The following is a 23,298-nucleotide window of genomic DNA, read 5'->3' on the forward strand; positions in this document are numbered from 1 at the left end:
GCCAAAGGGGGTTGATGTGGGTCAAGGCTTGTGTTGCACGACATATTTTGATATATTGCCAGCAATATGAATTTTGTAATTGATACCAATGTTCTGGTAGCTGCTGTGAGAAGCCCATCTGGCGCTTCGGCTGAGATACTGCGTCTTGCTATTCAAAGAGAGATTGGTGTTTTGTGCAGCGTCCCCTTGTTTTTAGAGTACGAGTCTGTTTTGTTGCGGCCGGAACAGTTATTGGCAGCCAGTGTCGATTCAAAGGACATCAATAATTTATTGAATGTACTGGCAGGTGTCATTAAGCGGGTGGAGATTCAGTTTTTATGGAGACCCCAACTGCGCGATGCCAACGACGACATGGTTCTTGAGGTGGCTGTGAACGGTTTGGGCTTGGGACAGCCTGTGACCATCTTGACCACCAACCTCAAAGACTTTTCACCACAGGCTTCATCACTTGGCATCTTGGTTTTGACACCACGGCAGTTTTTTCAAGGAGTTTGAAATGGGAACCCAAAGCAATTACGCTCTTCGATTGCCCTTGTCCCTGAAAGCGGGGGCAGAGCAAGTGGCTCGTGAAGATGGCACCACCTTGAACCAATTCATTGTGAGTGCCGTGGCTGAAAAGCTGGCGGCCATGAAGACCGCTGAATATTTTGCTGAACGCGCCAAGCAAGGTGATGTGAATGCGGCACTGAAATTTTTAAGCCGCAAGGGTGGAATCGCGCCTGAGGACGATGATGTTTTGACCGATTGAGCCTGCAAACTGCCTACGAGTTGAAGTTGGCGCAAATTGAATTAAAGATGCGCTTAAAGAGGTCAGGTTGTTGGAGGCGAATTGAAATCTAAGGGTTCAGCAAAGGTCTTGTCTCGTTCAAACACCATATCCGCACCATCGGCCTGCTGACCAATTTCTGCCAGTAAGGAACCCAGTTTGACTCGATTGTTCGGAAAAGCAACGCTTTCAATAATTGCGACTACTTCGGCCTCAACAGTCAATCCTGCCTTTGCAGCGCGAACTTGTAAGGCACGGAGCGTTTCATCAGGGATGTTATGTATGGTGAGTGATGACATTGTTAACCTCCATGAGTTGGCTAAACCATAGAACCATCATGATCCAAGATTCTTAATTGAAACTCATCATAATGCGCAACAGTAAATAGACTTGTTTCACCGCTTCATGGGAATGATCATCGGGTTTTAATTGACCATGCACTAACTGACAGCGGACTTGATAAATGATTTCCAAAAAAGCATTGAATAAAACTGACTTGTCATTGGTAAGTTTCAGTGTTTTACTCATATTGATGCCGGATGCCTGTTTATTAACTATCAGAGACCCGTAGTCCTTCGGGTATGGCGTCAACAAACAGTTTTCAAACGTGATTGCACTTTCTGGATCGTCTTCGTCCCAGCGTAAAAGCGCACGGTTCAGCGCAAAGAACAATGCCTCGATGGTGCCGTTAAGCTCTGCATGCTCCTTGGTCCCATCATCCTCAAGTATTTTTTTGAAGCGCGTGAATAATTTGTTACGCGTGCTGTGGTCATCTCTGAGTTTGTTCAAAAAATCACGGTCGCGTTTTGAAACAATTTCCGAATAGTGAGACCGGTACCACGAGTTTGTTGAGAGCCACAGAATGAGCAACTGAGGCACGTAATCAATCTCAGATTTTCTGCGCCATTCTTGGTAGTGATCCGCGCTCATGTGTTTGCCTCCAAATAAGTGAAAGCTGCTTTTTCATCTTGTTCAATGGCAATTTCTACGGCTCTTTTAGCAGCATAGAGTAGATCAGCAGAGCGGTTTCTAGCGTTGGCGGATTCAAGTATGTGTCTACGAATAACTCGCTGCACCTTCATGTCCACCTTAGGCACCACCACTTGCCCTAATGCAGGTTGACTGATTTCTGGTTGTACACCGCCATTGCTCCATTGCGTGATTTGCATTCGACCTGGAAGTGTTTTTAGGAACAGCGCAACGAAGTAGGGGTCGAAAGATTTGTCTGAAATCCGTACTCGTATTAAATGCGAACTAATTAGTGCGGACTTCCATTCCCGCTCTACCACTGCGGATACAGCAAGCGAGCCAGATCGTGAAATGAGGACATCACCTGTTTCGAGTTGAACCTTGTCAATTAACTCGGCGGCAGCTAAGGGATCAACAAACACTACCGAACCACCGTCGATCGCCAAGTTCTTCAAGTCACCAACGCGCAAATATGGTGTTCCCGCTCCTTGGTAATCTCGAATCTCCGTGCCGTTTGTAAATTTCTGCGAAAGGTCACGTAATTTGGCAAAGCCAGCGCGATAAGAAGTTAGTGCCTGCCTTAGCGCGTAATAGCCCTCTTGAAAATGTTCGGCGTCCAGTCGCCCTGCTGAAAGCACATCGCGGCTGCTGCGCACGTAGCTCAATGGCTCTGGGGGTTGCCAGTTTTTGAGACCAAGGGCGCCAAGAAGGGTGATTTCGGCATCAACAAGAAGTCGCTTACTAGCATCCTGTGCGTCAACTGCCAAGTGAAACAAATCAGAAATTCGCCTTTGGAACACTGTGCCTAACTGCGGAATGCGTAGCGCACGAATTGCGTCCGTGGAGATGGTAGGTTGTGCAACAACCTTCATGCCCGCTTCCAACTGAAGTTGACCAAACCGTGTATTTGCAAAAACCCCAACAAAGTACGGATCTATGGACCCGTCAAGTACAGCCGCAATGATGTTAGGACTGATAGTGACTTTTTCACTAAGGCTAATCCCCGCTCCAATATCACCCACACGAGCAAACATCAAAGTGCCAAGACCGAACGTTTTTAGTCCAGCTCGCTCAATAAAATCCTCTTCTACCAAAGCCACTTCACCCGCATCAATCCGACCATTTCGCAAGTTGAATGGCCTCACCATCGGAATGCCTTGTTCGACATAGTTGTCGTTGAGCAAATTTGAACCAAAGGGTCCACATACGATAGATCGAGCATGGGAATCAAGGCGTTCCCAAGTAGCCGCCATTTTTCTAAGTTCAATGAACTGCTTCTCAAAAAAAGATGAGTCAATGCGACCAGTTGCATCTTCACCAATCGCCTTTTGATACGGAATGATGGAAATCTCCAGCCCCCTCAACAAGCGCGCATACCGCGCCTTGTCAAAGGGGCCTACAGAAAAAAACCTAACATTTCTTTTTTTGCAAACTCTTCAAACGCCTCGGCAATACCCTCTGGGGTGCGCTTGCCATCTTTTAGTTCCTGACTGAACAAGTCGTGTTGCACCACCAAGTGGTCATGTTCATCCAGCAGTGGAGAGCCATCCGGCGCGCTGCGGTAAATCTTGTCGCCCGAGTTGTCTTTGCTGGTTTCTTTCATCGTGGCAAAAAAGATGGGGTAATCATCTACGCGCGGGCACAGAGGCCCAGCCTTGGCATCGTTATTCCACTTTTGAACAAGCAGCACGCTGGTCTTCGTACCTGTGTGGGGTTTGAAGACGTTGCCGTGCAAGCCCACAACAGCCAGTATTCGGCAATGGGAAGCGATGTATTCGCGCACAGCCTTGTCGCTGGCGTTGTTGAAGCGCCCTTGTGGCAGAACTACCGCCATGCGACCTCCAGGTTTGAGGAAGCTGAGGTTGCGCTCTATGAACAAAATATCGCGCCCCACATTGCTTTGGTTTTTGACCTTAACCTTGCGGTAAGTGCCATCCCCCATTTGATAAATGGTTTCTACGCTTGCACTTAATGCTTCGGGAAAGGTGGGGCCGTTTGCACCGGCAGTCATGATTTTTTTGTCTTCGGCATCTACTTTGGTGATTTTGTCCAAGCTAACAGTCCGAGACAATTCATATTTCGAAAGGATGCGAGATTCTTTGATATCACCCGCAAATGGGGGGTTCGCCATCAGCACGTCGAATAGAAAATCGCGGTTTTGTTTTTTATCAGCCCTTAGTTTGCGCAGCTTTTTCCAACCCTCACCATAAACGTCTGTCCAAGCTTCATCATCCGTTTTTTCATCCCAACGTTCGTAATCCAAAGTGTTGAGGTGTAACACATTCGTTTGTCCATCGCCAGCGATCAGGTTGAGTGTGCGACCCACTCGAACGGCTTTTTCGTCAAAGTCAATGGCAAAGACTTTTTTCTGTACGTAATCTTCATACCGAGCCCCCTTTTTTTCGGTGGTGAACAAGTGACTTTTAGTCAATCCTTGATCAATTCGTATTTGGTCCCACACGTGAAAGATGCCATGTACAGGAAAGCCACAACTACCTGATGCAGTGTCAATTAATGTTTCGGTTTCTTTAGGATTGAGCATCTTGACGCACATGTCAATCACGTAACGAGGGGTGAAGTATTGGCCTTTTTCACCCTTACTGGATTTGTTGATGAGGTATTCAAATGCCTCATCAACAACCTCTAGATTGGAGTTGAACAGCTTGACCTTCTCCAGCGATGAAACGCACACAGACAGGTGACTGGCCGTCAGTTCAATCTTTGTTCCTTCGATGAATACACCAGCCCATTTTTCACGGGCTTTGTCAAATAGGGCTTGAATCTTTTCCTTCAGCTCTGTGTCAGTTTCACCATAATTTTTAAAAATCAGGTGGCGTTTCTCATCCCTGCCACCTTCGAGTTCATCGTAGAGTTTGGTGAAGATAAGTTTGAACATTTCTTCAAAGACATCCACGCCTGCATTTGCAAGCACCTCATCTTCCATTTCAAGGATGAGGTCTTTGAGAGACTTTTTTTCGTTAACAAGTTTGTCTAGCTTTATGAGTTCGTTAATCGTCCAGCGTTCGCTGAGGATATTGGAAAGTTTTTGATGCTCGCAGGGAATGCCCGGAATATCTTCAAAGTAGTTTGGGTCTTTGCGGTGGTAGTAAGAAATTTGATCACCATTGGTCCAAACTCCCATGGGAGCACCAGTTGCGTGGCAATAACTTTTCAGTTGCTCCTTGCCGTCTTTCAGTTTGGGCTTTTTTACTTCGATCAATATGTAGGGTGCTGTTTGGTTTTGTTTGTCGAAGACGCAAATATCAGCACGTTTCACATCACGGCCCATGGTGACGCCATATTCAACCTGCATCCTTTCTACTGGATAACCCAGTACGTCCCGTAAGTGAAGCAGATAGAGTTGTCGAATTACTTCCTCAGGTGTTAGCTTTATAGGCTTGCCACGCACAAGGCAAGTGACATAAGGCACATTGGAGCTGTTACTGTTTTTATAGCTTATCAAGGACTCTAAATGTCCAATTTGTGCAGATTTGAATTGAGTGAGTTTGTATGCGCTGTCTTTTAGCATTGCATTCAGTTTGTTAGCCATAAATGTCCCCTTGATAATTTTTTTATTGAACGGGGAGGGCAGCTATCGACAGAATGGATGCAAAAGCTGCTGAGTTTTCAGCGCTTTTGCTCCATTTGATTGTTTGCAGTCGTCTCGATCAAATAGCCATGCGCTCTGACTTGCCGCGGTTGGTGATGGAACACCTTTTGCGAAGTTTTTTTGCACGGTTTTTTTCGACCAAATCCACATACGACATTGGTCAGCCATTTACGTAGCTTGCTGTCATTTCCCATCCCCAAGCAATGAGTGGGCGGGACTTTATCTAAATATGTTTATTAAAGTACTCAAATATGTGATTTCTATTTTTATTTCTAATGATTTTTGCAAATTAAAGGCGTAATTACTGAAAAAAAATCTGCACACCCAAAGAAAAACGGCCCTTCATCAGGACCGTCTCATAAGCCATCGCAGTTGCTCCCTTTTTACCGCAGGCGATACATCCAGTTATGGCGGTCTTGGACGCGGCCGTATTGAATGCCGGTGAGTTCTTCACGCAGGCTGATGGTCAGCGGGCCGGGTTCGGTGGCGGAGATGTTGAGGGTCTCAGATGTGCTTTTGAACCCGCCGATGGGGGTGATCACCGCTGCGGTGCCGCAGGCAAACACTTCTGAGATGAGGCCGCTGGTGATGCCAGACCTCACCTCGTCGAGGCTGATTTTTCGCTCTTGAACGGTGATGCCACGGTCTTGCATCAATTGGATGAGCGACTTGCGGGTGATGCCGCTCAAAATAGCGCCGTCCAGCGCAGGGGTTGCCACATGGCCGTCCTTGAACACGAAGAACAGGTTCATGCCACCCAGCTCTTCGACGTAGGTGCTGCTTTCTGCGTCCAAAAACATCACTTGCGAGCATCCGTTGTCGTAGCCTTCGCTTTGCGCCACCAAAGAGGCCGCGTAGTTTCCGCCCGATTTGGCAGCACCCGTGCCGTTCTTTCCAGCCCGGGCCGATTTTTGAGAGATCCAGATCGAGATGGGCTTGAACCCGCCGGTGAAATAAGCGCCAACCGGGCTGGCGATGACGCGGTATTCCGCCTTGTGGGTGGCGCGCACACCCAAAAAATTCTCCGAAGCGATTTCAAACGGCCGGATGTAGAGCGACTTTTCGTTGGCTGCATCGGGCACCCAGTCGGCATCGACGGCGATCAACTGCTTGAGCGACTCCACAAACATGTCTTCAGGCACTTCGGGCAAGGCCATGCGCTGCGCGCTCAACTGCATGCGCTTGGCGTTTTCATGCGGGCGAAATGTCCAGATCGAGCCATCGGCATAGCGATAGGCTTTGATGCCTTCGAAAATTTCCTGGGCATAGTGCAGCACAGCGGCGGCCGGGTCCAACATGATCGGGCCATACGGCAAAACCTGGGCGCTGATCCAGCCCTTTTCTTTTTCCCAGGTGCACACCACTTGATGATCGGTGCGGTTTTGACCAAACACGGGATTGACCAACAGGGCCTCGCGCTCTGCCTTGGGCATGGGGTTGGCGTTGCGTTGAACTTCAAAGGGGATGCTCATGATGTTGTTCTTTCTTCTTTGGCGGATGAAATTTCGTTCAATCTATTGATGTGATGCAGTTTATGCGGGTGATAAATCTCTGGGCCGAATCGCGGCCAAAATATTGAGCATCTTGGCTTTGGTCATGGCCATGTCGTATTCCATTTGGCCGCGCAGCCACCAACCATCGCTCAGCCCAAAGTAACGGCACAAACGCAAGTCGGTGTCGGCGGTGATGGCGCGCTTGCCAGCCACGATGTCCCCAATCCGTTGCGGCGGCACGCCAATCTCTTTGGCCAATCGGTATTTGGTCAACCCATAAGGCTTGAGAAACTCTTCTTCCAGCATTTCGCCAGGAGACACAGGTTTGATTTTTTTCACAAGTAACTCCTTTCAGTGGTAGTCCACAATTTCCACATCCATGGCACCTTCATCGCCCCACCTGAAACATACGCGCCATTGCTCATTGATGCGGATGCTGTGCTGGCCTTTCCGGTTGCCTTTTAAGGCTTCGAGCTTGTTGCCTGGCGGGGCCCGCAAATCGCCCAACACAGAAGACCAACTCAATTGTTGAAGCTTCCGGAGTGCTGCTCGCTCAATGTTGACCCAGCGGGACACGCGATTTCCTTCAAACAAGCGGTGTGTATCAGTGCATTTGAATGATTTGATAGCCACACATAATAATAACGCACAACGTTATGCCAGAGTTATGCTGAAGGGGTCATGGCTTGTCACTCCGGCTGTATCCCCGCATCCTTCACCTTGCGGCCCCAACCTTCAAGTTGCCTCTTCATATACGCGTCCAGCTCACCGGCGGTGCTGGGGTGGGCTTCGACCCCCAAGCTCACCAAGCGCTCGGCCACGTCTTTGCGCACCAGCATGGCGGCCAGGCGTTCGCTGAGTTTGTTGACGATGGCCGGTGGCATGCCCGCTGGGCCGACCACACCAATCCAAGCGGCCAGGTCAAAGCCGGGCAAATTGGCTTGCTCGGCCACGGTGGGCAGGTCTGCGGCCAGGGCGGATTTTTGTTCGGCGCTCAGGGCCAGCGCCCGCACCCGGCCTGACTGCACATGCGGTCGGCTGGAGGCCAGGTCCACAAACAAAAACGTCACTTGCCCACCGATCAAATCGGTCAAGGCCTGGGGCGTGCTTTTGTAGGGCACGGCCGATGCGTTGATGCGGGTGAGCGAAGTGAACGCCGCCCCCGCCACTTGGCCCGTGCTGTTGCCGTAGGCATAGCTGGCTTTGTTTTCAGGCTTGCGGGCATAGGCCATCAGCTCTTGCACGTTTTTGGCTGGAAAGTCACTTTTGACCGCCAGCACAAAGGGCGCATACCCCAAGCGACCAATGGGCGTGAAGTCTTTGATCGGGTCGTAGGGCAGCTTTTTGAACAAATACGGGTTGGCCGAATGCACCGTGTTGGTGGTCAAAAACAAGGTGTAGCCATCGGCGGGTGACTTGGCCACGTTTTCAGCGGCGATGATGCCCGAGGCACCGGGTTTGTTATCGACCACAAAGCTTTGTTTGAAGTGGCCTTGAAAGTCCTCGGCCACCATGCGCGCCAAGATATCGCTGGCGCTGCCCGCGGCAAAAGCGGTGACCACGCGCACCGGTTTGTTCGGCCACTCTTGGGCTTGCACCGTGGGCAAGGCGCTGGCCACGGCCAGCACCAGGGCCGAGAGGGTATGGATCAGTTTCATTCAAGTCTCCTTTGATTATTTGAATGTTTCAGCGGCTTTGGTTGCGGTCGCGCCCCAGGGTGAAACCCGCATCCACCTTGAGCATTTGCCCGGTGATCACCGCGTCGGGCTCGAGCAACCACACCACAGCGCGGGCAATGTCTTCGGGTTGGCTGATCTTGCCCAGGGCCGACAAGTCGCTGAAGTCTTGTTTGACCCGCTGGTACGAGGCCTCACCCAAGCCGTCGCGCATCCAACGCCCTTCGATCATGCCGGGCATGACGCCATTGACGCGGATTTTGGGGGCCAGGGTGCGGGCCAGGCTGATGGTCAAGGTGTTGAGCGCGGCCTTGGACAACACATAGGGGTAAGAGCTGCCGCGCCCCGTCTCACCGGCCAAAGATGACACATTGACGATGGCCGCCCCATCGACCATGCGTTTGGCCGCTGCGCGGGCCATTTGAAACGGGCCAATGGCGTTGACGGCAAAGATGTCTTGAAAGTCTTGGGCCTGCACCGCGTCCATGTCGGTCAGGGGCACAAAGGTGGTGGTGCCGGCGCAATTGGCCAAGGCGTCGATGCGGCCCCAGCGCTCATGCGCGGCTTGGGCCAGGGCTTCGCAGTCGGCGTCTTGCGCCACATTGACGGCCATGGCCATGGCTTCCACGCCATGGGCTTGGCAAGCTTGCACCACGGCGTCAGCATGCGCTGGGTTGCGGTTGTAGGTGATGGCCACGTGGTAGCCACGTTGGGCCAGCATGAGCGCAGTGGCTGCGCCCACACCACCACCTCCGCCAGTGACGATGGCCACGCGTTGGGGCTGATTCATGCGCATGTCCCTTTCAAACCGCTGCTTCAAAATATTGCCGCACCACCGATTCGGCCACGCAAGCGGGGCGCTCTTCGCCTTGGATTTCAATCGTCACGCTGAAGGTCATTTGCAAGCCACCGGCAATGTCCTCCAATTTGGCCAGCACAAAGCGACCGCGCACTTGGCGATCGACCTTGACCGGGTTGGTGAAGCGCACCCGGTTGAGACCGTAGTTGATGCCCATTTTGCAAAATGGCAAGTCCATGTGTTGGTCGTAAAAACGCCCCAGCAGCGACAAGGTGAGAAACCCGTGGGCGATGGTGCAACCAAAGGGTGACTCTTTGGCCGCACGCACTGGGTCCACATGGATCCACTGCGGGTCGTCGGTCGCTTGGGCAAACAAGTCAATGCGCTTTTGGTCGATCAGCACCCAGTCGGTGACAAAGGCCTCTTGGCCCACGGCTTGGCGCAGTTCTTCGATGTTGTTGAAGGTGCAATGGTTCGACATGTTCGCAACTTTCTAGGCAGGTGGATGGGAGGTGAGTTGGTCGCGCAATGCGCGTTTGAGCACCTTGCCATTGGCGTTGCGCGGCAAGGGCGTGGTGGACAGGGTGATGGACTCGGGCACCTTGTAGTCAGACAAACGCTGGGCACAGTGGTCGCGCAACACCGCTTCACTGGTGCCCGCTTGGCGCAGGGTGACAAAGGCATGCACCCGCTCGCCCAGCACCGGGCAGGGCTTGGCGACCACGGCGCTCTCGACCACGTCGGGGTGCTCGTACAGGGCGTTTTCCACTTCAATGGTGTAAATCTTGTAGCCACCCCGGTTGATCATGTCTTTGATGCGGTCGTGCACCCGCACATAGCCCTGCGCGTCGATCGAACCCAGGTCGCCCGAATGCCAAAAACCGGCGGTGAAGTTGTCGGCCGTGGACTGTGGGTTGTCCCAATAGCCTTTGACCACCATGGGGCCTTTGATCCAAATTTCGCCCATTTCACCGGCGGGCAACTCGTGGCCTTGGGCGTCCATCACCCGCATGTCGGCGCATGCCAGGGGCTTGCCCACGGTGTCGTTGTGGGCGGCGGTATCGCCCTGCGGCATCAAGGTGGCGGGCGATGTGGTCTCGGTCGAGCCGTAGCAATTCATCAGCATCAGGCGCGGCATTTTTTGGGCGAGCTTTTCGATGGAAGCAACGGGCATGGGCGCGCCGCCGTAGGCCCCCACGCGCCAGGTGGACAAATCGATGTCGTCAAACTCAGGACACAGCATGCACAGGTTGTACATGGCCGGCACCATCAAGGTGTGGGTCATGCGCTCGCGCTGGGCCAGCTGCAAAAACGCCGCAGCTTTGAACTGCGGCATGATGACCAGCTTGCCGGCGCTCAGCACCAGGGTGGTGATCAAAGCGACCAAGCCGGTCACATGGCTCAAGGGCACGGTGGCCACCGAACTGTCTTGCAGGCCCAAGCCCATGGCAATTTGGTAGTGCATGGACGAGTGCACCAAGCTCAGGTGGGTGAGCATGGCGCCCTTGGGCCGACCGGTGGTGCCCGAGGTGTACAAAATCACCGCCGTGTCTTCTTCCTGCACGGGCGTTACGTCGGTCATGGGTGCATGCGCTTGCCAATCGGCATACAAGGCCGAGCCCGCGCACGCAGCCATGGCCACGCGGTGGCGCAGTTGTGGTGCTTCGCTGGGCGCGGGCAACAGGTCAGCCAAGTCGGCCTCGTGCAGCACACACACCGCCGCGCAATGCGCCAAGGCATAGGCCAAGCCCGGCTTTTGTTCACGGATGCTCAAGGGCACGCAGATGGCGCCGATTTGCGTAGTGGCAAACAAGGCCACGACAAACTCAATGCGGTTGCCCAGCAGCAAGGCCACGCGGTCGCCCGCGCCCACCCCATGGGCGCGCAAGGCCCCGGCCAAAGCTTGGCTGGCGTGGTGCAGCTCGCGGTAGGTCATGCGCTGCTCGTCGCACACCAAGGCCACGCCATCGGCATTGCGATCTACCGCTTGGGTCAGCAAGGCGTGCAAGCTGTGCCAACGCTTTTCAAAACAGGTCACCACGCGGTCGCCATGGTGCGCCTCTTGGCGCATGGCGGGCCAGGTGTCATCCCACTGACGCATCGTTGTCTCCTATGAGGGGCGGCATGCGGTGGTCCAGCAGCAGCCATATGGCGGCTTTTTGCCAATGCAAGCCCGCATGCATGGAAGCATAAACGCCGCCGGGCAAGGCCTGGGGGAACACAAATTTCAAGGCCATCAGGCCCGGTACCTGGTAGCGCACCACAGGCGAGTCAAAACACGGCGCCGTGATGGCGCGCACCCGCTCGGGCGTGAGGTACAGACGCAGGCGCTCATAGTGCGCGGGCGTGCCAGCCACCAAGCTCAGATCGAGCATGTCGCCCTTGTCGCCACTGCGCCCGCTGGCCAAGTTCCCCACCCTCATGGCTGGCCCCACACCAGTTCTGTCTTGACCAGCCGGCGGTCGATCAAACCATCGACCACGGCCAAACGCAGGCGTTTTTCAGAGCGCACGCTGCAACCCCCAGCGGGGCCGCTCAAGGTCAGGGCATAGACCTCGTCTTCCACCCACTGGGCGGTGGCCGCATCGTCACACGCCGCGCTGATGTGCACCCGCAACTTCGCAGGCGGCGCGGCGGCCGCCCGGGCACTGCCGCGCAACACCGAATCGACACCCACCAAATCGATTTGACAGGCATGGGTGGGCAAGCCTTGCAACCTCAGGCGCAGCACATCGGCGGCGCACTGAGCGCGGGCCAAGGCGCCGTCACCGGCAAAACCAATTTCCACATCGGCCAGCACCCCGGGCTGTTCGACAAAGCCCGCCACTTTGAGCAGCGGGGGCACGCCTTTGCCGCGCGCGCCATGCATGCGCACGCTTTGCGGCCCGGTGACTTCAAACTGGATGTGTGAGAAGTCAACGATCAAATCGGGGGTGATGTAGTGGGCCGGGTCGTGCACTTCGTACAGCAGCTGCAAGGTGCAGGTGAGCACGTCCACGATGCCCGGCGCACCCGGCACCACGCTGATATCGGCGCTGCCATCGGCGTATACATGGGCCAAGGGGTAGCCCAGCCTGGCGTATTGCTCGGCGCTCAAGGGCGGTGCTTTGTTCGCACCACCCATCGGCTCAAAGTTGCCACCGGTGAGTTGCCCGCCACATTCGAGCAAGTGGCCCACGGCCAAAGCACCGGCCAAGGCGTTGTTTTGGTCTTGCAGCATCAAGCGAGCTGGGGCGGCAAACAAAGCCGAGTCGGCCACACGCCCGGTGACCACCACTTGCGCGCCTTGTTGCAGCGCAGTGGCGATTTGATCACTGCCCAAATACGCATGGGCACCGATCAACTGCCCTTGCCAAGGCTTGGTCCATTGGATGTGGTCTTGCAAGCCCATCACATCGTCGCCGACCAAACCGGCCACACGCTGCTGGGGCAATCCCAACTCACGGCACAAACCAGCAATGGCATGGGCGGCGGCACGCGGATTGGCCGCGCCCAGGTTGGACACCACCCGACAGCCCTGCTCGGCAGCCAGGGGCAGCAAGGGGCTCAAGCGGCGACGCCAACGTGGGTCAAACCCGGCTTGCGGGTTGTCGACGCGCGCTTTGATGGCGGGCACCAAGGTGCGCTCGGCCAGGCATTCCAAAGCGATGGTTTCGATCAGCCCCGAGCGCACCAAGTCCAGCGCCGGGTCGATGCGGTCACCCGCAAAGCCCGCGCCCGCACCAACGCTGCAAATGGCCTGGGACGGTCGCGCCATGGGTCACAAGCCCATGTAAGAGCGCTGCACGTCGGGGTCGCTCAGCAGGTCGGCCGACGGCCCCGATTTGACGATGTGCCCGTGCTCCAGAACATAAGCGCGTTGGGACAAATGCAAGGCATTGCCCACGTTCTGTTCAACCAAGAGCACCGATAAACCTTTTTGCGCCACCAGCGAGCGCACCATGCCAAACACCTTGTCGACCATGATGGGGGCCAAGCCCAGGGAGGGCTCGTCGAGCATCAACAATTTGGGCAAGGACATCATGGCGCGGGCCACGGCGCACATTTGGCGCTCGCCCCCCGACAAACGCCCGGCCAGCTGGCCACGCCGCTCGGCCAAGATGGGGAACAAGCCCATCACCTCGTCCAGGCTTTGGGCCATGCGGGCGCGGGCTGCTGGGTGATAGGCCCCGAGTTCCAGGTTTTCAAGCACCGTCATGAACGGGAACAAGCGCCCGCCCTCGGGCACCATGACCAAGCCGCGCGCTGCCGCCTCATGGGCGGGGATGCGGTCGAAACTTTCGCCCTCAAATTGCACATGGCCGCTGAAGGCGGGCAAGTGGCCGCTGATGGTGAGCAACAAAGTGGTTTTGCCCGCGCCGTTGGCACCCAGCACAGAGACAATTTCACCCTGGCCCACGTTCAAAGACACACCGTCGAGCACCGGCAGTTGCCCATAGCCCGAGCGCAGGTCATCCACTTTCAACACATCGCTCATGGGCGCTCTCCTGTGGCGGTGGCATGCACATCGGTGCCGCCCTTGCCCATGTGGCCGTCGCCCAAATAGGCTTGGATCACGGCGGGTGAATTCAAAATCTCGTCGGCACTGCCCTCGGCAATGTGGCGGCCCCGGTCCAGCACCACCACGCGCTCCGAGAACGCCCGCACCACTTTGAGGTTGTGCTCGATGATCAAAAAGGTCAAGCCCTGGGCATGCAAGCCTTGCAGCAGCTCAATGGCTTGGCCCACCTCGCTTTGGTTCAGGCCCGCCATCACCTCGTCGAGCAACATGATTTTCGGTTGCAAGGCCAAGGCCCGCGCCACTTCCAAGCGACGGCGCTCGCTCAGCGTCAAGTCGCCGGCGCGGCGCATCGCCAAGCGGGCCAGGCCCACTTTTTCCAGCACCGCCATGGCCTTGTCGCGGGCCACCGACAGCGGGGCATCGCGCAAGAAGGCACCGATCATCACGTTTTCCAACGCGGTCAAGGCGATCAAAGGCTTGGAAATTTGAAAGGTGCGGCCCATGCCGAGGCGCGCCCGCGCATGCGGTGGCAAATGGTTGATGGCCTGGCCTTCAAACAACACCTCCCCGCTGGTGGGTGCCAACTGCCCCGTGAGCAAATTGAAGAAGGTGGTTTTGCCCGCGCCATTGGGGCCGATGATGCTGACGATCTCCCCAGGGCGCACCGACAGCGATACCTCATCGACGGCTTTCAAGCCCAAGAAATGTTTGCTCGCTGTTTTGACTTGCAACATGGCTGGGCTCATGGCTTGTCCTCCTTGGGGCCAAACCAGCGTTTGCGCGCATCCTCTATGGCGCCCACGATGCCGCGCTTCATGAACAAAGCGGCCAGCACCATGAGCAAGCCCAGCACCGCCAAATTCAAACCCGGCAAGGCATTGGCCATTTCGGCACGCAAATGGTTTTCAAACGGAATGATCAGCGCCGCACCCAGCAAAGGCCCGGCGATGGTGCCAATGCCACCAATGAGCGCCAGCAACGCAAACTTGACGCCCACCTCGGGCAGCGTGAACAAGGTGGGCGGGTCGATGTAGCGCAAATACATGGTGAACAAGCTGCCACCCATGGCGGTCAAAAACGCGCTGATGGCCATGCCGCGCAACTTGACCGACAGCACATTGATACCCGACGCACGCGCTGCATCCTCGTCTTCACGCACCGCCAACAGGTAGTAGCCCAAGCGCGAGCGGCGCAGCCACACACTCACCCCCACCACCAAAGCGACAAAAGCAAACATCAGCAATGCGTATTGCCAGCGTTCGCGAAAAATCATGTTGGCAAAACCGGCTTTGAAGGGAATCATCAATCCGCGTGGCCCGCCGGTGAAGGAGTCAAAGTGATTGGCCAACACAAAGGCCACTTCGTTGAAGGCCAAGGTGGCAATCGCAAAAAAGGGCCCGCGCAGCCGAAAGGTGGGCCAAGAGATGAGCATGGCCACCAAGGCCGCCACGGCGGCAATCGGCAGCATGGTGACCCAGGGCGAAAAACCAAAGCGGATCACGCCTTGCGCCGTCATGTAAGCGCCAATGGCGAAAAACACCCCATGGCCCAGCGAGAACTGGCCGCCAAAGCCACCAATGATGTTCCACGCCGCGGCCAAGCCGCCCATCAAATAGGTGAAGGCCAAGATGTTGAGCCAATGCGCATCGTCCACCAACAAAACGATGGGCAAGGCCGCCAAGACCATGCTGAGCAGATAAGTGATCAGCACCTTGTTGGTGCTGGCCATCACCCCCTCGCCCGAGGGTGCTGCTGGTTTGGTTGTATCAATGTTGTTCACGGAAACCCACCTCTTCTGCGCCCACTTGCCCGAGCAAGCCGGCTGGTTTGACCACCAACACCACCAAGAAAATCAAAAACCAAATGGCACTGCGCAGCACCGGGTCGATGTAAAAGCCCGCCAAGGCCTCGACCACGCCCACAATCAGCCCACCCCAGTAAGCGCCCCACACGCTGCCCAAGCCACCCAGCACCACCACCGCAAACCCGGCCAAGATGAAGTTGCCGCCCACGGTGGGCGTGATGGAGTAAATAGGGGTCAACATGGCACCAGCCATGCCGGCCAATGCGGCGCCAATGCCAAAGGTGAACAAATAGGTGCGCTCCACATGGATGCCCACCGTGCGCGCGGCGCGTTTGTCTTGGGTGACGGCCCGAATGGCCTTGCCCATCATGGTGCGGCTGAGAAAGAAATGCAGGCCAATGGTGATCAGGGTCACGGCCACCAGGGTGACCACCCGCACCAGGCTGAACTTCATGTCGCCCACAGAGACCACTTCAGCCCCCACATCGCCGCCTATGCTCAAGGCCTCGCCGCGCGAGACCATCAGCATGATGTTTTCAAACATCATCAGCAGACCAAAGGTGGCAAAAATTTGCATGTTCGATTCGTTGTGCAAGGGCTGTATGACCAAGCGCTGGATCGCCATGCCGAGCAAACCCACCGCAGGCGCGACCAAAAACACCGACACATAAGGGCTCATGCCCCATTGGCTGTAGGCGTAATAGCTGCCGTACATGCCCAGCATGACCAACTCGCCCTGGGCGAAGTTGACGATGCGCACCACGCCAAAGATCAGGTTCAGGCCGATGCTGACCAGGCCATAAATACCCCCCAGCAACAAGCCGAACATCAGCACATTGATCAAATCACTCATGAATCGCTTTCAAGTCATGAACCACGGGTCAGGCCAGGGCACGGCTGCGGTTTGGCGCAGCCGTGCACCCTCAAGTTCGCCTCAAGGCCGGGCCAATTTGCCCAACTTCACGCCGGGCAACACCGCGTTGTTGGGATAGACGGTGACCATCTTGCCGCCTTGCCACTGCGATGTGGTGACCCAGGCACGCACGTTTTGCATGTTCTTGTCGAACTTGGCGCCGTAGCCCGAGGCATATGAGTTTTCCGGCTTGTCCAGCTTGGCGACCGCAGCGCGCACCTTTTCGGGGTCGACGCTGTTGGCTTGGCGAATCGCTTCAAACAACATTTGCACGCCCGAATAAGCCGTCATGCCTTGAGGGGCCACTGGGTCGGCCTTGTATTTGGCGCGGTATGCGGCCAAATAGGCTTTGTTGCCGGGGCCATAGGCCTCGGTGATGTCGTTGCGCGGGTAGCCGACCACCAAGATGCCGTCCAAGGATGCAGCACCCAGGGCTTGCAAGGTCTCGGGGGTGTCGCCGGTGCCCACCAAAATGATGGCGGCGGGTTTGAAGCCTTGGTCGCGGGCGGTGCGCAGCAACAAGTTGCCATCGGGCACATAACCGGTGTTGATCAAAACATCGGGCGCGGCTTGTTTGGCGCGCAGCACGGTGTCGTTGAGGTCAATGGTGCGGGCTGAATGCGCGCCCACGCCCACAATCTTGGCGCCCAAGGCCTCCAACTGGCGCTTTTGGGCTTCGGCGATGGAAGTGCCGTAAATCGAGTCCTCGTGCTCGAGCCAAATTTTCAGGTCTTTGACTTCTTTCTTCATCGCCGGGGCTACTAGGTTGCGCACCGTGGCCACCGAGGTCGCGGCAAAGGTGCCGCCGTCGGGGCCGCTGCGAAAGAAGTTGGGCAAGCCACGGTCAATCAGCGACTGCGCCAGGGCATTGGTTTCCCAATAAATTTTGTTGTAGCGCAAAGCGGTGTCGCTGGCGGTGAGCGAGATACCGCTCAAATACGTGCCCATGAACAAGTCCACTTTGTCGCGGCTGACCAGTTGCTCGACCATGGCAATGCCTTGCTGCGGTGTGCTGGCGTCGCCGCGCACCAACTCGACCTTGCGCCCGAGCAAGCCGCCAGCGGCATTGACCTGATCGACCGCCAGTTCATAGCCCCGGGTGACCTCGTTGCCGTACAAGGCCATGGGGCCGCTGTAGGGGTTGATGGCCCCGATCTTCAGGGTTTGCTGTGCCCACAGGGGTGTGGCCACGAAAGCGGCCGCGATGGCCAAAGCTGCGCAACTGCGCCGTTTGATGTTCAACATGCTTGTCTCCTTTTGAAATGACTGACCCTTGACGCATTGCCCCGCACAACCCCGGGTGACGTCACCCCCCAGGTGCGTTTGAAAAATTTGGAAGGCTTCATCCCACGGCCCCCACCGCTTGGCCCACCGGCCAATACAAGCCCGCACCGGTGACGCCGCCATCGACAGCGATGTCCGCCGCAGTGATGTAGGCCGCCGCCGGGCTCAACAGAAAAAAGATGACTTGCGCGATGTCGCCGCTTTGCGCCATGCGCTGCATGGGGATGGTGGTTTGCAAGGCCTGCACCAAGGCTGGGTGGTTGCGGATCATGTCGGTGTCGACCACGCCAGGCATGACCGCGTTGACCCGCACCCCCTTGGGCGCGAGTTCCATCGCGGCGCTGCGGGTCAAACCACGCAAAGCCCATTTGCTGCATGAATAGGCCGCCGAGTAATAGCCGGTCATGCCCACGGTGGACGACACATTCACGATGGACGCACCGGCCACCATGTGCGGGGCCAAATGGTGGATGCCCAACATGCTGCCAGTGAGGTTGACGTCAAGCACGCGTTGCCACTGGGCCAGCACGGTTTGGGTGACGGTGTTGCGCGGGCCGGTAATGCCGGCGTTGTTGACCAAGCCCCACAACGGCACACCGCTGGCCAGCACTTGCGTGCGCACACCTTGCCAATCGCTGTCGCTGGCCACATCGGCCACGTGGCGGTACAAATGACCGGCACTGGCGCTGGCCACGCTGACCAAAGCATCCCAGGCCGGGTCGCTGGCGGGCAAGGTATCGATCACATGCACATCGGCCCCGGCTTGCAGCAACAACGCCGCCAAAGCCGCGCCTTGACCGCGCACGCCACCGGTGACCACCACGGCACGGCCATGCCAGTCGTGCGCCACAGCGGTTGGGTTGGGCAAGGGCGTGCTCATGACAGGCTTATTGGGGGCGGATGCCCGCGCCATCGGCGATGCGTTTGAAGCGCTCGGTCTCGCTGCGCTGGAATTGACGCATCTCGTTGGCTTGCAGGTTCAAGGGGTCAGACCCAATAGAGCGGATGTAGTCTTTGGTGGCCTGGGTGGCCATGATTTTTTGCAAGGTCTCGACCAGTTTTTGGGTGGCGGGCTCGGGGGTTTCGGCGCGCACATACAAGGTGGTCCAGGTGTAGTTCACATAGTTGGGGTAACCCAACTCTTTGAGGGTGGGAATGTCGGGGTAGTCGGGGTGACGCGCTTCGCCCGACACCGCCAAGGCGCGCAACTTGCCCGCCTTGACCTGGGGCATGGCGGCGATCAAGTCGCTCACCCCCCAATCGAGCTGGCTCGCCATCAGGCCCAAGAACACCTCGGGCGCGCCTTTGTAAGACACGTTGACAAACGGAATCGATGCCTCGCTGGCAAACCATGCCGCTGACAAATGAAAGCCCGCGGTATAGGTGCCCACGCTCAAGCCTTGCGGCTGGGCTTTGGAGGCCTTGACCAGGTCGGCCACGTTGGCGATTTTGGATTGGGGGTTGCCGACAAAAATCATCATGCCCCGGGCCAAACCGGTGATGGGCTTGAGGTCTTTCACCGGGTCATAAGGCAGGTCTTTGATAACGATGGGGTTGACCGCCAAATGGGTGTTGGTGCCCAAAAACAAGGTGTAGCCGTCGGCCGGCGCTTGTTTGACCGCCATGGCCGCGATGATGCCGTTGCCGCCGGGTCGGTTTTCGATCACCACACCCACGCCCAGCGCAGCCGCGATTTGCTCGCCAAAGTAACGCGCGGTCACATCGGAGCCACTGCCCGGTGTGGTGGGCACGATGATGCGCAATGCGCGTGCCGGAAAGTTGCTTTGCGCCAGCGTTGGCAACACCACCGCCAGGCCGCACACCAGGCAAGCGGCTTGCCTTAACCATGTTTTGATCATTGCTCTCTCCTCAAATGTTTCATCGAATCATGGCTTTCACCCCATGCCATGCACAGGGGATAAACCAGCACGTGCATACCCCTAGGCATCGTCATGCGGGCACAAAACGCGGCAAGGCCACGCCGCCTTCGTTTTCGATGCGCAACTGCAAAGGCTGGTCGATGACCAAGCCTTCATGGTCATCAATGCCCACCACGTTGCTGATCAGGCGCGGGCCTTCGGCCAACTCGACCACGGCCACGTTGTAGGGCAAGCGGTTTTCAAAGGCCTTGTGGTGGGCGATGTGATAGACCACCCAGCTGATGAGCTTGGCGCGGCCACTGGCATCTTTCCAGGCCCAGTCATCAGACAAACAACCGGGGCATTCGCTGCGCGGGGGCAGCCAGGCCTTGTGACAGGCGTTGCAGCACTGGTAGGTCAAACGGCCTTGGGCCAAGCTGTCCCAATACGGTGTGTTGATGGCGTCGCGCTCGGGCGCGAGGGATTCGATGCTGTTCTCGTCCATGTGGCTCTCCTCAAGCTTGACCCAGGATCAGGGTCGAATGGGTGTGCATGATGCCGCCCTGGTTGCTGATGGCGCAGGTGCGTGCACCCTTGACTTGGTTGACCGCTTGGCCGCGCATTTGGCGCACGCCTTCCAGCACCAGTTGCAAGCCGGGCATGCCGGTCTCAGACAGCAGACCGCCCGAGGTGTTGATGGGCAACTCGCCACCGATTTCGATGCGCCCGCCCTGCACAAACTGGCCGCCTTTGCCACGGGGGCAAAAGCCATAAGCCTCCAGCGTCATCAAGGGCGCAATGGTGAAGCAGTCGTACAACTGCGCCACATCAATGTCTTTGGGGGTGAGGCCCGCCATCTTGAAGGCCGTGTGGGCGGATTTTTCAGCGGCGGTGGTGGTCAACTCCACCCGCTGCGCCACCTCCCAAGAGGTTTGGCCTTGGCCAAAGCCCAAGATGGGCACGGCATTCTTGAGGTTGAGTTGGCGCGCCCGCTGTGCACTCATCACCACCACCGCAGCCGCACCGTCAGACACCAAGCAACAGTCGTCGCGGCGCAAGGGCGCGGCGATCAAGCGCGATTCGCGGTATTGCTCCAGGGTGAGGGGTTTGCGCAATTGGGCATTCGGGTTCAAGGCCCCGTGCTTGCGGCAGGCCACGGCGATGGCACCGAGTTGGTCGCTGGTGGTGCCGTACTCGCCCATGTGGCGGCGCGCAATCATGGCGTACCCCGCAGGGGTGCCGAACCAGCCAAAAATGCTGTCTTCGCCCCAGGCCTTGTCATAGGCTTGGCGCGTGCCCGTCGCCGGGTTATCGGCCAAGGCGATGACCGCGATGTCGCACTGCCCGGCCTCGATGGCCATGGCGGCATAACCAATCATGCTGGCGTTGGTGGCCCCACCTTGGTCCCACACGCCGCCGATGCGCGGCACGATGCCCAGCGACTCGGCCAGCTTTTGGGCATACATCATTTCAAATTTGGAGGTCGGGCACTTGACGAACAAGCCATCCACCTCGCCCTTGTCCACGCCGGCATCGGCCAAGGCTTTGCGAATCGCCTCGACATTCAGCGACAAGGTGCTGCGCCCAGCGAGCTTGCCAAACGCGGTGTGCCCTATGCCCGCAATCACTGTTTTTTCACGCATCAAATCACCTCTTCTTTTTCGAGTTGGTCAATGTCGTGGCTCGACAGGCCCAGCCACTCGCCATAAATGCTGCGGTTGTCACACCCGAGTTCGCCGCTGGGCTTCAAGGCCAAGGGCGGGCTGTCTTGGTAGCGCATGGCCGAGTTCATCAGGCACAAGCGGCCATACATGGGGTGGTCCACCCACTCCAACGCACCGCGTTCGTGCATGTGGGCGTCGTTGACCACATCGTCGAGGTTGCGCACCGGCGCACAAGCGACACGGTGCTGCATGAGCACCTCAAACAGTTCTTGCTTGTTCCATTGCGCGGTGAAGCCACCGACCAAGGCGTCGATCTCGTCCATGTGCGCCACGCGCGACTTCAGGTCTTTGTAGCGCGCATCGGTGAGCAAATCTTCGCGCTGCATGGCTTTGAGCAGCGACTTCCAATGCACCTCACCGACACAAATGATGGCGATGAAGCCGTCTTTCGTGGGGTAGACGTTGTAGGGCGACTCGGCCAAGCCGCCATGGCGGTTGCCGGTGCGCGCCGGGGCTTGGCCCTGGCTGCCAAAGTACATGCCCAAGTTGGAGGCCAAAGAGGGGTACACCGCCTCTTGCATCGACACCTCGACCAACCGGCCCAGGCCCGTGCGCTCGCGCTCAAACAGCGCGGTCATGATGCCGCCATACAAATGGATGCCGCCAAAAAAATCACACAAGGCCGGGCCAGACTTGACGGGCGGCCGGTCCGGGAAACCGGTGATGTCCATGATGCCGGCCATGGCCTGCACCGTGAGGTCCATGGCCGGGTAGTCTTTGTTGGGGCCGCTGCGGCCATAGCCCGAACCCGCGCCGTAAACGATGCGCGGGTTGACCGCGCACATTTGCTCGTAGCCCACGCCCAAGCGCTCCATCGCACCGGGGGCGAAGTTCTCCACCACCACGTCACCTCGGCGCACCATCTCGAACAACAACTCGCGACCGCGCGCGGTTTTGAGGTTGAGGGTGACAAAGTTTTTATTCGAGTTGAGCATGGCAAACGGCACCGCCGCACCGCCGACCACGCTGCGCCGGCGCAAATGCTCGCCACCGGGCGACTCGATTTTGATGACCCGGGCACCGGCCATGGCCAGCAAAAAGCTGCAATACGGGCCGTTGTAAATCTGGCCCAAATCGACCACGGTGACGCCATCCAAAGGCAGCGGGCGGCTCATCTCAACGCCCCTTGAATTGCGGTGGGCGCTTTTCAGCGAAGGCCTTGGCGCCTTCGGCCACGTCCTCGGTGCCTTGCAGCATGCGCGTCACCATGCGCTCCCAGCGCAAGCCGGTTTGCAAGTCCATGTCGCGGCTGCGGATGGCCAGCTCTTTGGCCGCTTGCACCGCCAGCGGTGCATTGGCGGCAATCCGTTTGGCATAGGCATAAGCGGTGGGCAACAAATCGGCCATGGGCACCACTTTGTTGATCAAGCCCCAGCGTTCGGCCATGGCGGTGTCAAAGGTGTCGCCGACGAGCAAGATTTCCATCGCGATGGCATAGGGCACTTGGCTGATCAGGCGCTGGGTGCCGCCGTTGGCCGCGACCACGCCGCGCTTGACCTCGGCCAAATTGAAGGTGGCATGGCTGGCGGCAATGCGGATGTCGGTGGCCAGCATCAAGGTGACACCCCCACCCAGGCAGTAGCCGTTGATGGCCGAGATGACCGGCTTCCACACCTCCAAGCCCCGGTTGAGCAATTGGCCGGCTTGGGTCATCCACATCTCCGACATGGGCGTGGGCGCGGTGATGAAGCTTTTGATGTCGGCCCCGGTGGTGAAAGATTTTTCGCCCGCACCGGTGACGATGGCCACGCGAATGGCCGGGTCGTCGCGCACCGTCATCCAGGCTTTGGACAGGCCGTCGTAGTGTTCCGCGTCCATGGCGTTGAGGCGCTCGGGGCGGTTGATGGTGATCAGGGCCACGCCCTCGTCTGAGACATTGAAATCAATCGACATGTGTTTC

26 protein-coding genes are annotated in these 23,298 nt (G+C 57.4%); 2 read left to right on the plus strand and 24 right to left on the minus strand.

The genetic code is table 11. The features are described 5' to 3' along the window. Positions 1-66: 66 nt before the first annotated feature. Both AC8GFZ_RS04765 and AC8GFZ_RS04770 read left to right on the plus strand, forming a co-directional pair. Complete coding sequence (locus AC8GFZ_RS04765; protein WP_506642858.1) at positions 67-495, plus strand: putative toxin-antitoxin system toxin component, PIN family; 429 nt, start codon at positions 67-69, stop codon at positions 493-495. Between the two features lies 1 nt (position 496). Continuing rightward, on the plus strand, positions 497-748 hold the full coding sequence (locus AC8GFZ_RS04770) for a YlcI/YnfO family protein (RefSeq protein WP_506642860.1): 252 nt from the start codon (positions 497-499) through the stop codon (positions 746-748). A gap of 62 nt (positions 749-810) precedes the next feature. Here the strand turns inward: AC8GFZ_RS04770 and AC8GFZ_RS04775 are convergent, their stop codons facing one another. From AC8GFZ_RS04775 to AC8GFZ_RS04890, 24 genes are all read right to left on the minus strand, one after another. Continuing rightward, complete coding sequence (locus AC8GFZ_RS04775) at positions 811-1,065, minus strand: FitA-like ribbon-helix-helix domain-containing protein (protein WP_506642862.1); 255 nt, start codon at positions 1,063-1,065, stop codon at positions 811-813. 52 nt (positions 1,066-1,117) lie between these two features. Then, complete coding sequence (locus tag AC8GFZ_RS04780) at positions 1,118-1,696, minus strand: hypothetical protein (RefSeq protein ID WP_506642864.1); 579 nt, start codon at positions 1,694-1,696, stop codon at positions 1,118-1,120. Continuing rightward, entirely contained in the window at positions 1,693-3,102 is a 1,410-nt protein-coding gene (locus AC8GFZ_RS04785) for a restriction endonuclease subunit S domain-containing protein (RefSeq protein ID WP_506642866.1), read from the minus strand. The genes AC8GFZ_RS04780 and AC8GFZ_RS04785 overlap by 4 nt, the downstream gene beginning before the upstream one ends. Before the next feature lie 29 nt (positions 3,103-3,131). Further along, a complete protein-coding gene (locus tag AC8GFZ_RS04790) occupies positions 3,132-5,285 on the minus strand; it encodes a type I restriction enzyme HsdR N-terminal domain-containing protein (protein WP_506642868.1) in 2,154 nt (717 codons plus the stop codon). 443 nt (positions 5,286-5,728) lie between these two features. Continuing rightward, a complete protein-coding gene (locus tag AC8GFZ_RS04795; protein ID WP_506642870.1) occupies positions 5,729-6,817 on the minus strand; it encodes a branched-chain amino acid aminotransferase in 1,089 nt (362 codons plus the stop codon). 60 nt (positions 6,818-6,877) lie between these two features. Beyond that, positions 6,878-7,177, minus strand: coding sequence for a HigA family addiction module antitoxin (locus tag AC8GFZ_RS04800; RefSeq protein ID WP_506642872.1), 300 nt, complete (start codon positions 7,175-7,177; stop codon positions 6,878-6,880). Between the two features lie 12 nt (positions 7,178-7,189). Further along, the gene (locus AC8GFZ_RS04805; protein ID WP_506642874.1) at positions 7,190-7,471 is read right to left on the minus strand and encodes a type II toxin-antitoxin system RelE/ParE family toxin; all 282 of its coding nucleotides are present in this window, start codon (positions 7,469-7,471) and stop codon (positions 7,190-7,192) included. 56 nt (positions 7,472-7,527) lie between these two features. Then, positions 7,528-8,496: a Bug family tripartite tricarboxylate transporter substrate binding protein gene (locus AC8GFZ_RS04810; RefSeq protein WP_506642876.1), complete on the minus strand. Its 969-nt coding sequence runs from the start codon at positions 8,494-8,496 to the stop codon at positions 7,528-7,530. Between the two features lie 28 nt (positions 8,497-8,524). Next, positions 8,525-9,304, minus strand: coding sequence for an SDR family NAD(P)-dependent oxidoreductase (locus tag AC8GFZ_RS04815; RefSeq protein WP_506642878.1), 780 nt, complete (start codon positions 9,302-9,304; stop codon positions 8,525-8,527). 13 nt (positions 9,305-9,317) lie between these two features. Next, positions 9,318-9,794 (minus strand): MaoC family dehydratase, encoded by a 477-nt coding sequence (locus tag AC8GFZ_RS04820; protein ID WP_506642880.1) that lies wholly within the window; start codon positions 9,792-9,794, stop codon positions 9,318-9,320. A gap of 12 nt (positions 9,795-9,806) precedes the next feature. Next, entirely contained in the window at positions 9,807-11,414 is a 1,608-nt protein-coding gene (locus tag AC8GFZ_RS04825) for a class I adenylate-forming enzyme family protein (RefSeq protein WP_506642882.1), read from the minus strand. Next, positions 11,398-11,736 (minus strand): AtuA-related protein, encoded by a 339-nt coding sequence (locus AC8GFZ_RS04830; protein ID WP_506642884.1) that lies wholly within the window; start codon positions 11,734-11,736, stop codon positions 11,398-11,400. Before AC8GFZ_RS04830 ends, AC8GFZ_RS04825 begins: the two co-directional genes overlap by 17 nt. Beyond that, complete coding sequence (locus AC8GFZ_RS04835; RefSeq protein ID WP_506642886.1) at positions 11,733-13,070, minus strand: acyclic terpene utilization AtuA family protein; 1,338 nt, start codon at positions 13,068-13,070, stop codon at positions 11,733-11,735. The genes AC8GFZ_RS04830 and AC8GFZ_RS04835 overlap by 4 nt, the downstream gene beginning before the upstream one ends. Before the next feature lie 3 nt (positions 13,071-13,073). Beyond that, the gene (locus AC8GFZ_RS04840; protein ID WP_506644231.1) at positions 13,074-13,781 is read right to left on the minus strand and encodes an ABC transporter ATP-binding protein; all 708 of its coding nucleotides are present in this window, start codon (positions 13,779-13,781) and stop codon (positions 13,074-13,076) included. A gap of 5 nt (positions 13,782-13,786) precedes the next feature. Then, complete coding sequence (locus AC8GFZ_RS04845; RefSeq protein ID WP_506642888.1) at positions 13,787-14,560, minus strand: ABC transporter ATP-binding protein; 774 nt, start codon at positions 14,558-14,560, stop codon at positions 13,787-13,789. After that, on the minus strand, positions 14,557-15,594 hold the full coding sequence (locus AC8GFZ_RS04850; protein ID WP_506642890.1) for a branched-chain amino acid ABC transporter permease: 1,038 nt from the start codon (positions 15,592-15,594) through the stop codon (positions 14,557-14,559). Before AC8GFZ_RS04850 ends, AC8GFZ_RS04845 begins: the two co-directional genes overlap by 4 nt. Next, positions 15,581-16,471, minus strand: a complete 891-nt coding sequence (locus tag AC8GFZ_RS04855) for a branched-chain amino acid ABC transporter permease (protein WP_506642892.1) — start codon at positions 16,469-16,471, stop codon at positions 15,581-15,583. Before AC8GFZ_RS04855 ends, AC8GFZ_RS04850 begins: the two co-directional genes overlap by 14 nt. 81 nt (positions 16,472-16,552) lie before the next feature. Then, entirely contained in the window at positions 16,553-17,776 is a 1,224-nt protein-coding gene (locus AC8GFZ_RS04860; protein WP_506642894.1) for an ABC transporter substrate-binding protein, read from the minus strand. Positions 17,777-17,873: 97 nt separating this feature from the next. Further along, a complete protein-coding gene (locus AC8GFZ_RS04865; RefSeq protein WP_506642896.1) occupies positions 17,874-18,695 on the minus strand; it encodes an SDR family NAD(P)-dependent oxidoreductase in 822 nt (273 codons plus the stop codon). 7 nt (positions 18,696-18,702) lie between these two features. Beyond that, positions 18,703-19,674 (minus strand): Bug family tripartite tricarboxylate transporter substrate binding protein, encoded by a 972-nt coding sequence (locus AC8GFZ_RS04870; RefSeq protein ID WP_506642898.1) that lies wholly within the window; start codon positions 19,672-19,674, stop codon positions 18,703-18,705. 91 nt (positions 19,675-19,765) lie between these two features. Beyond that, complete coding sequence (locus AC8GFZ_RS04875; RefSeq protein ID WP_506642900.1) at positions 19,766-20,179, minus strand: Zn-ribbon domain-containing OB-fold protein; 414 nt, start codon at positions 20,177-20,179, stop codon at positions 19,766-19,768. A 10-nt stretch (positions 20,180-20,189) separates the two neighbouring features. Next, the gene (locus tag AC8GFZ_RS04880; protein WP_506642902.1) at positions 20,190-21,317 is read right to left on the minus strand and encodes a thiolase family protein; all 1,128 of its coding nucleotides are present in this window, start codon (positions 21,315-21,317) and stop codon (positions 20,190-20,192) included. Continuing rightward, the gene (locus AC8GFZ_RS04885; protein WP_506642904.1) at positions 21,317-22,513 is read right to left on the minus strand and encodes a CaiB/BaiF CoA transferase family protein; all 1,197 of its coding nucleotides are present in this window, start codon (positions 22,511-22,513) and stop codon (positions 21,317-21,319) included. Before AC8GFZ_RS04885 ends, AC8GFZ_RS04880 begins: the two co-directional genes overlap by 1 nt. Before the next feature lies 1 nt (position 22,514). Continuing rightward, the gene (locus tag AC8GFZ_RS04890) at positions 22,515-23,291 is read right to left on the minus strand and encodes an enoyl-CoA hydratase/isomerase family protein (RefSeq protein WP_506642906.1); all 777 of its coding nucleotides are present in this window, start codon (positions 23,289-23,291) and stop codon (positions 22,515-22,517) included. Positions 23,292-23,298 lie beyond the last annotated feature (7 nt).

Origin of the sequence: Limnohabitans rimovensis (SeqCode), from assembly GCF_965234775.1 — a bacterium.
GTDB lineage: Bacteria > Pseudomonadota > Gammaproteobacteria > Burkholderiales > Burkholderiaceae_C > Limnohabitans > Limnohabitans rimovensis.

Excerpts from the sequence above, each read along its gene's own strand:
- AC8GFZ_RS04790 (WP_506642868.1), bottom strand. The coding sequence starts at position 5,285 with ATGGCTAACAAACTGAATGCAATGCTAAAAGACAGCGCATACAAACTC.
- AC8GFZ_RS04795 (WP_506642870.1), bottom strand. The coding sequence starts at position 6,817 with ATGAGCATCCCCTTTGAAGTTCAACGCAACGCCAACCCCATGCCCAAG.
- AC8GFZ_RS04830 (WP_506642884.1), bottom strand. The coding sequence starts at position 11,736 with ATGAGGGTGGGGAACTTGGCCAGCGGGCGCAGTGGCGACAAGGGCGAC.
- AC8GFZ_RS04890 (WP_506642906.1), bottom strand. The coding sequence starts at position 23,291 with ATGTCGATTGATTTCAATGTCTCAGACGAGGGCGTGGCCCTGATCACC.
- AC8GFZ_RS04845 (WP_506642888.1), bottom strand. The coding sequence starts at position 14,560 with ATGAGCCCAGCCATGTTGCAAGTCAAAACAGCGAGCAAACATTTCTTG.
- AC8GFZ_RS04885 (WP_506642904.1), bottom strand. The coding sequence starts at position 22,513 with ATGAGCCGCCCGCTGCCTTTGGATGGCGTCACCGTGGTCGATTTGGGC.
- AC8GFZ_RS04770 (WP_506642860.1), top strand. The coding sequence starts at position 497 with ATGGGAACCCAAAGCAATTACGCTCTTCGATTGCCCTTGTCCCTGAAA.
- AC8GFZ_RS04765 (WP_506642858.1), top strand. The coding sequence starts at position 67 with ATGAATTTTGTAATTGATACCAATGTTCTGGTAGCTGCTGTGAGAAGC.
- AC8GFZ_RS04825 (WP_506642882.1), bottom strand. The coding sequence starts at position 11,414 with ATGCGTCAGTGGGATGACACCTGGCCCGCCATGCGCCAAGAGGCGCAC.
- AC8GFZ_RS04875 (WP_506642900.1), bottom strand. The coding sequence starts at position 20,179 with ATGGACGAGAACAGCATCGAATCCCTCGCGCCCGAGCGCGACGCCATC.
- AC8GFZ_RS04865 (WP_506642896.1), bottom strand. The coding sequence starts at position 18,695 with ATGAGCACGCCCTTGCCCAACCCAACCGCTGTGGCGCACGACTGGCAT.
- AC8GFZ_RS04775 (WP_506642862.1), bottom strand. The coding sequence starts at position 1,065 with ATGTCATCACTCACCATACATAACATCCCTGATGAAACGCTCCGTGCC.
- AC8GFZ_RS04815 (WP_506642878.1), bottom strand. The coding sequence starts at position 9,304 with ATGAATCAGCCCCAACGCGTGGCCATCGTCACTGGCGGAGGTGGTGGT.
- AC8GFZ_RS04780 (WP_506642864.1), bottom strand. The coding sequence starts at position 1,696 with ATGAGCGCGGATCACTACCAAGAATGGCGCAGAAAATCTGAGATTGAT.
- AC8GFZ_RS04820 (WP_506642880.1), bottom strand. The coding sequence starts at position 9,794 with ATGTCGAACCATTGCACCTTCAACAACATCGAAGAACTGCGCCAAGCC.
- AC8GFZ_RS04860 (WP_506642894.1), bottom strand. The coding sequence starts at position 17,776 with ATGTTGAACATCAAACGGCGCAGTTGCGCAGCTTTGGCCATCGCGGCC.
- AC8GFZ_RS04855 (WP_506642892.1), bottom strand. The coding sequence starts at position 16,471 with ATGAGTGATTTGATCAATGTGCTGATGTTCGGCTTGTTGCTGGGGGGT.
- AC8GFZ_RS04810 (WP_506642876.1), bottom strand. The coding sequence starts at position 8,496 with ATGAAACTGATCCATACCCTCTCGGCCCTGGTGCTGGCCGTGGCCAGC.
- AC8GFZ_RS04880 (WP_506642902.1), bottom strand. The coding sequence starts at position 21,317 with ATGCGTGAAAAAACAGTGATTGCGGGCATAGGGCACACCGCGTTTGGC.
- AC8GFZ_RS04870 (WP_506642898.1), bottom strand. The coding sequence starts at position 19,674 with ATGATCAAAACATGGTTAAGGCAAGCCGCTTGCCTGGTGTGCGGCCTG.
- AC8GFZ_RS04835 (WP_506642886.1), bottom strand. The coding sequence starts at position 13,070 with ATGGCGCGACCGTCCCAGGCCATTTGCAGCGTTGGTGCGGGCGCGGGC.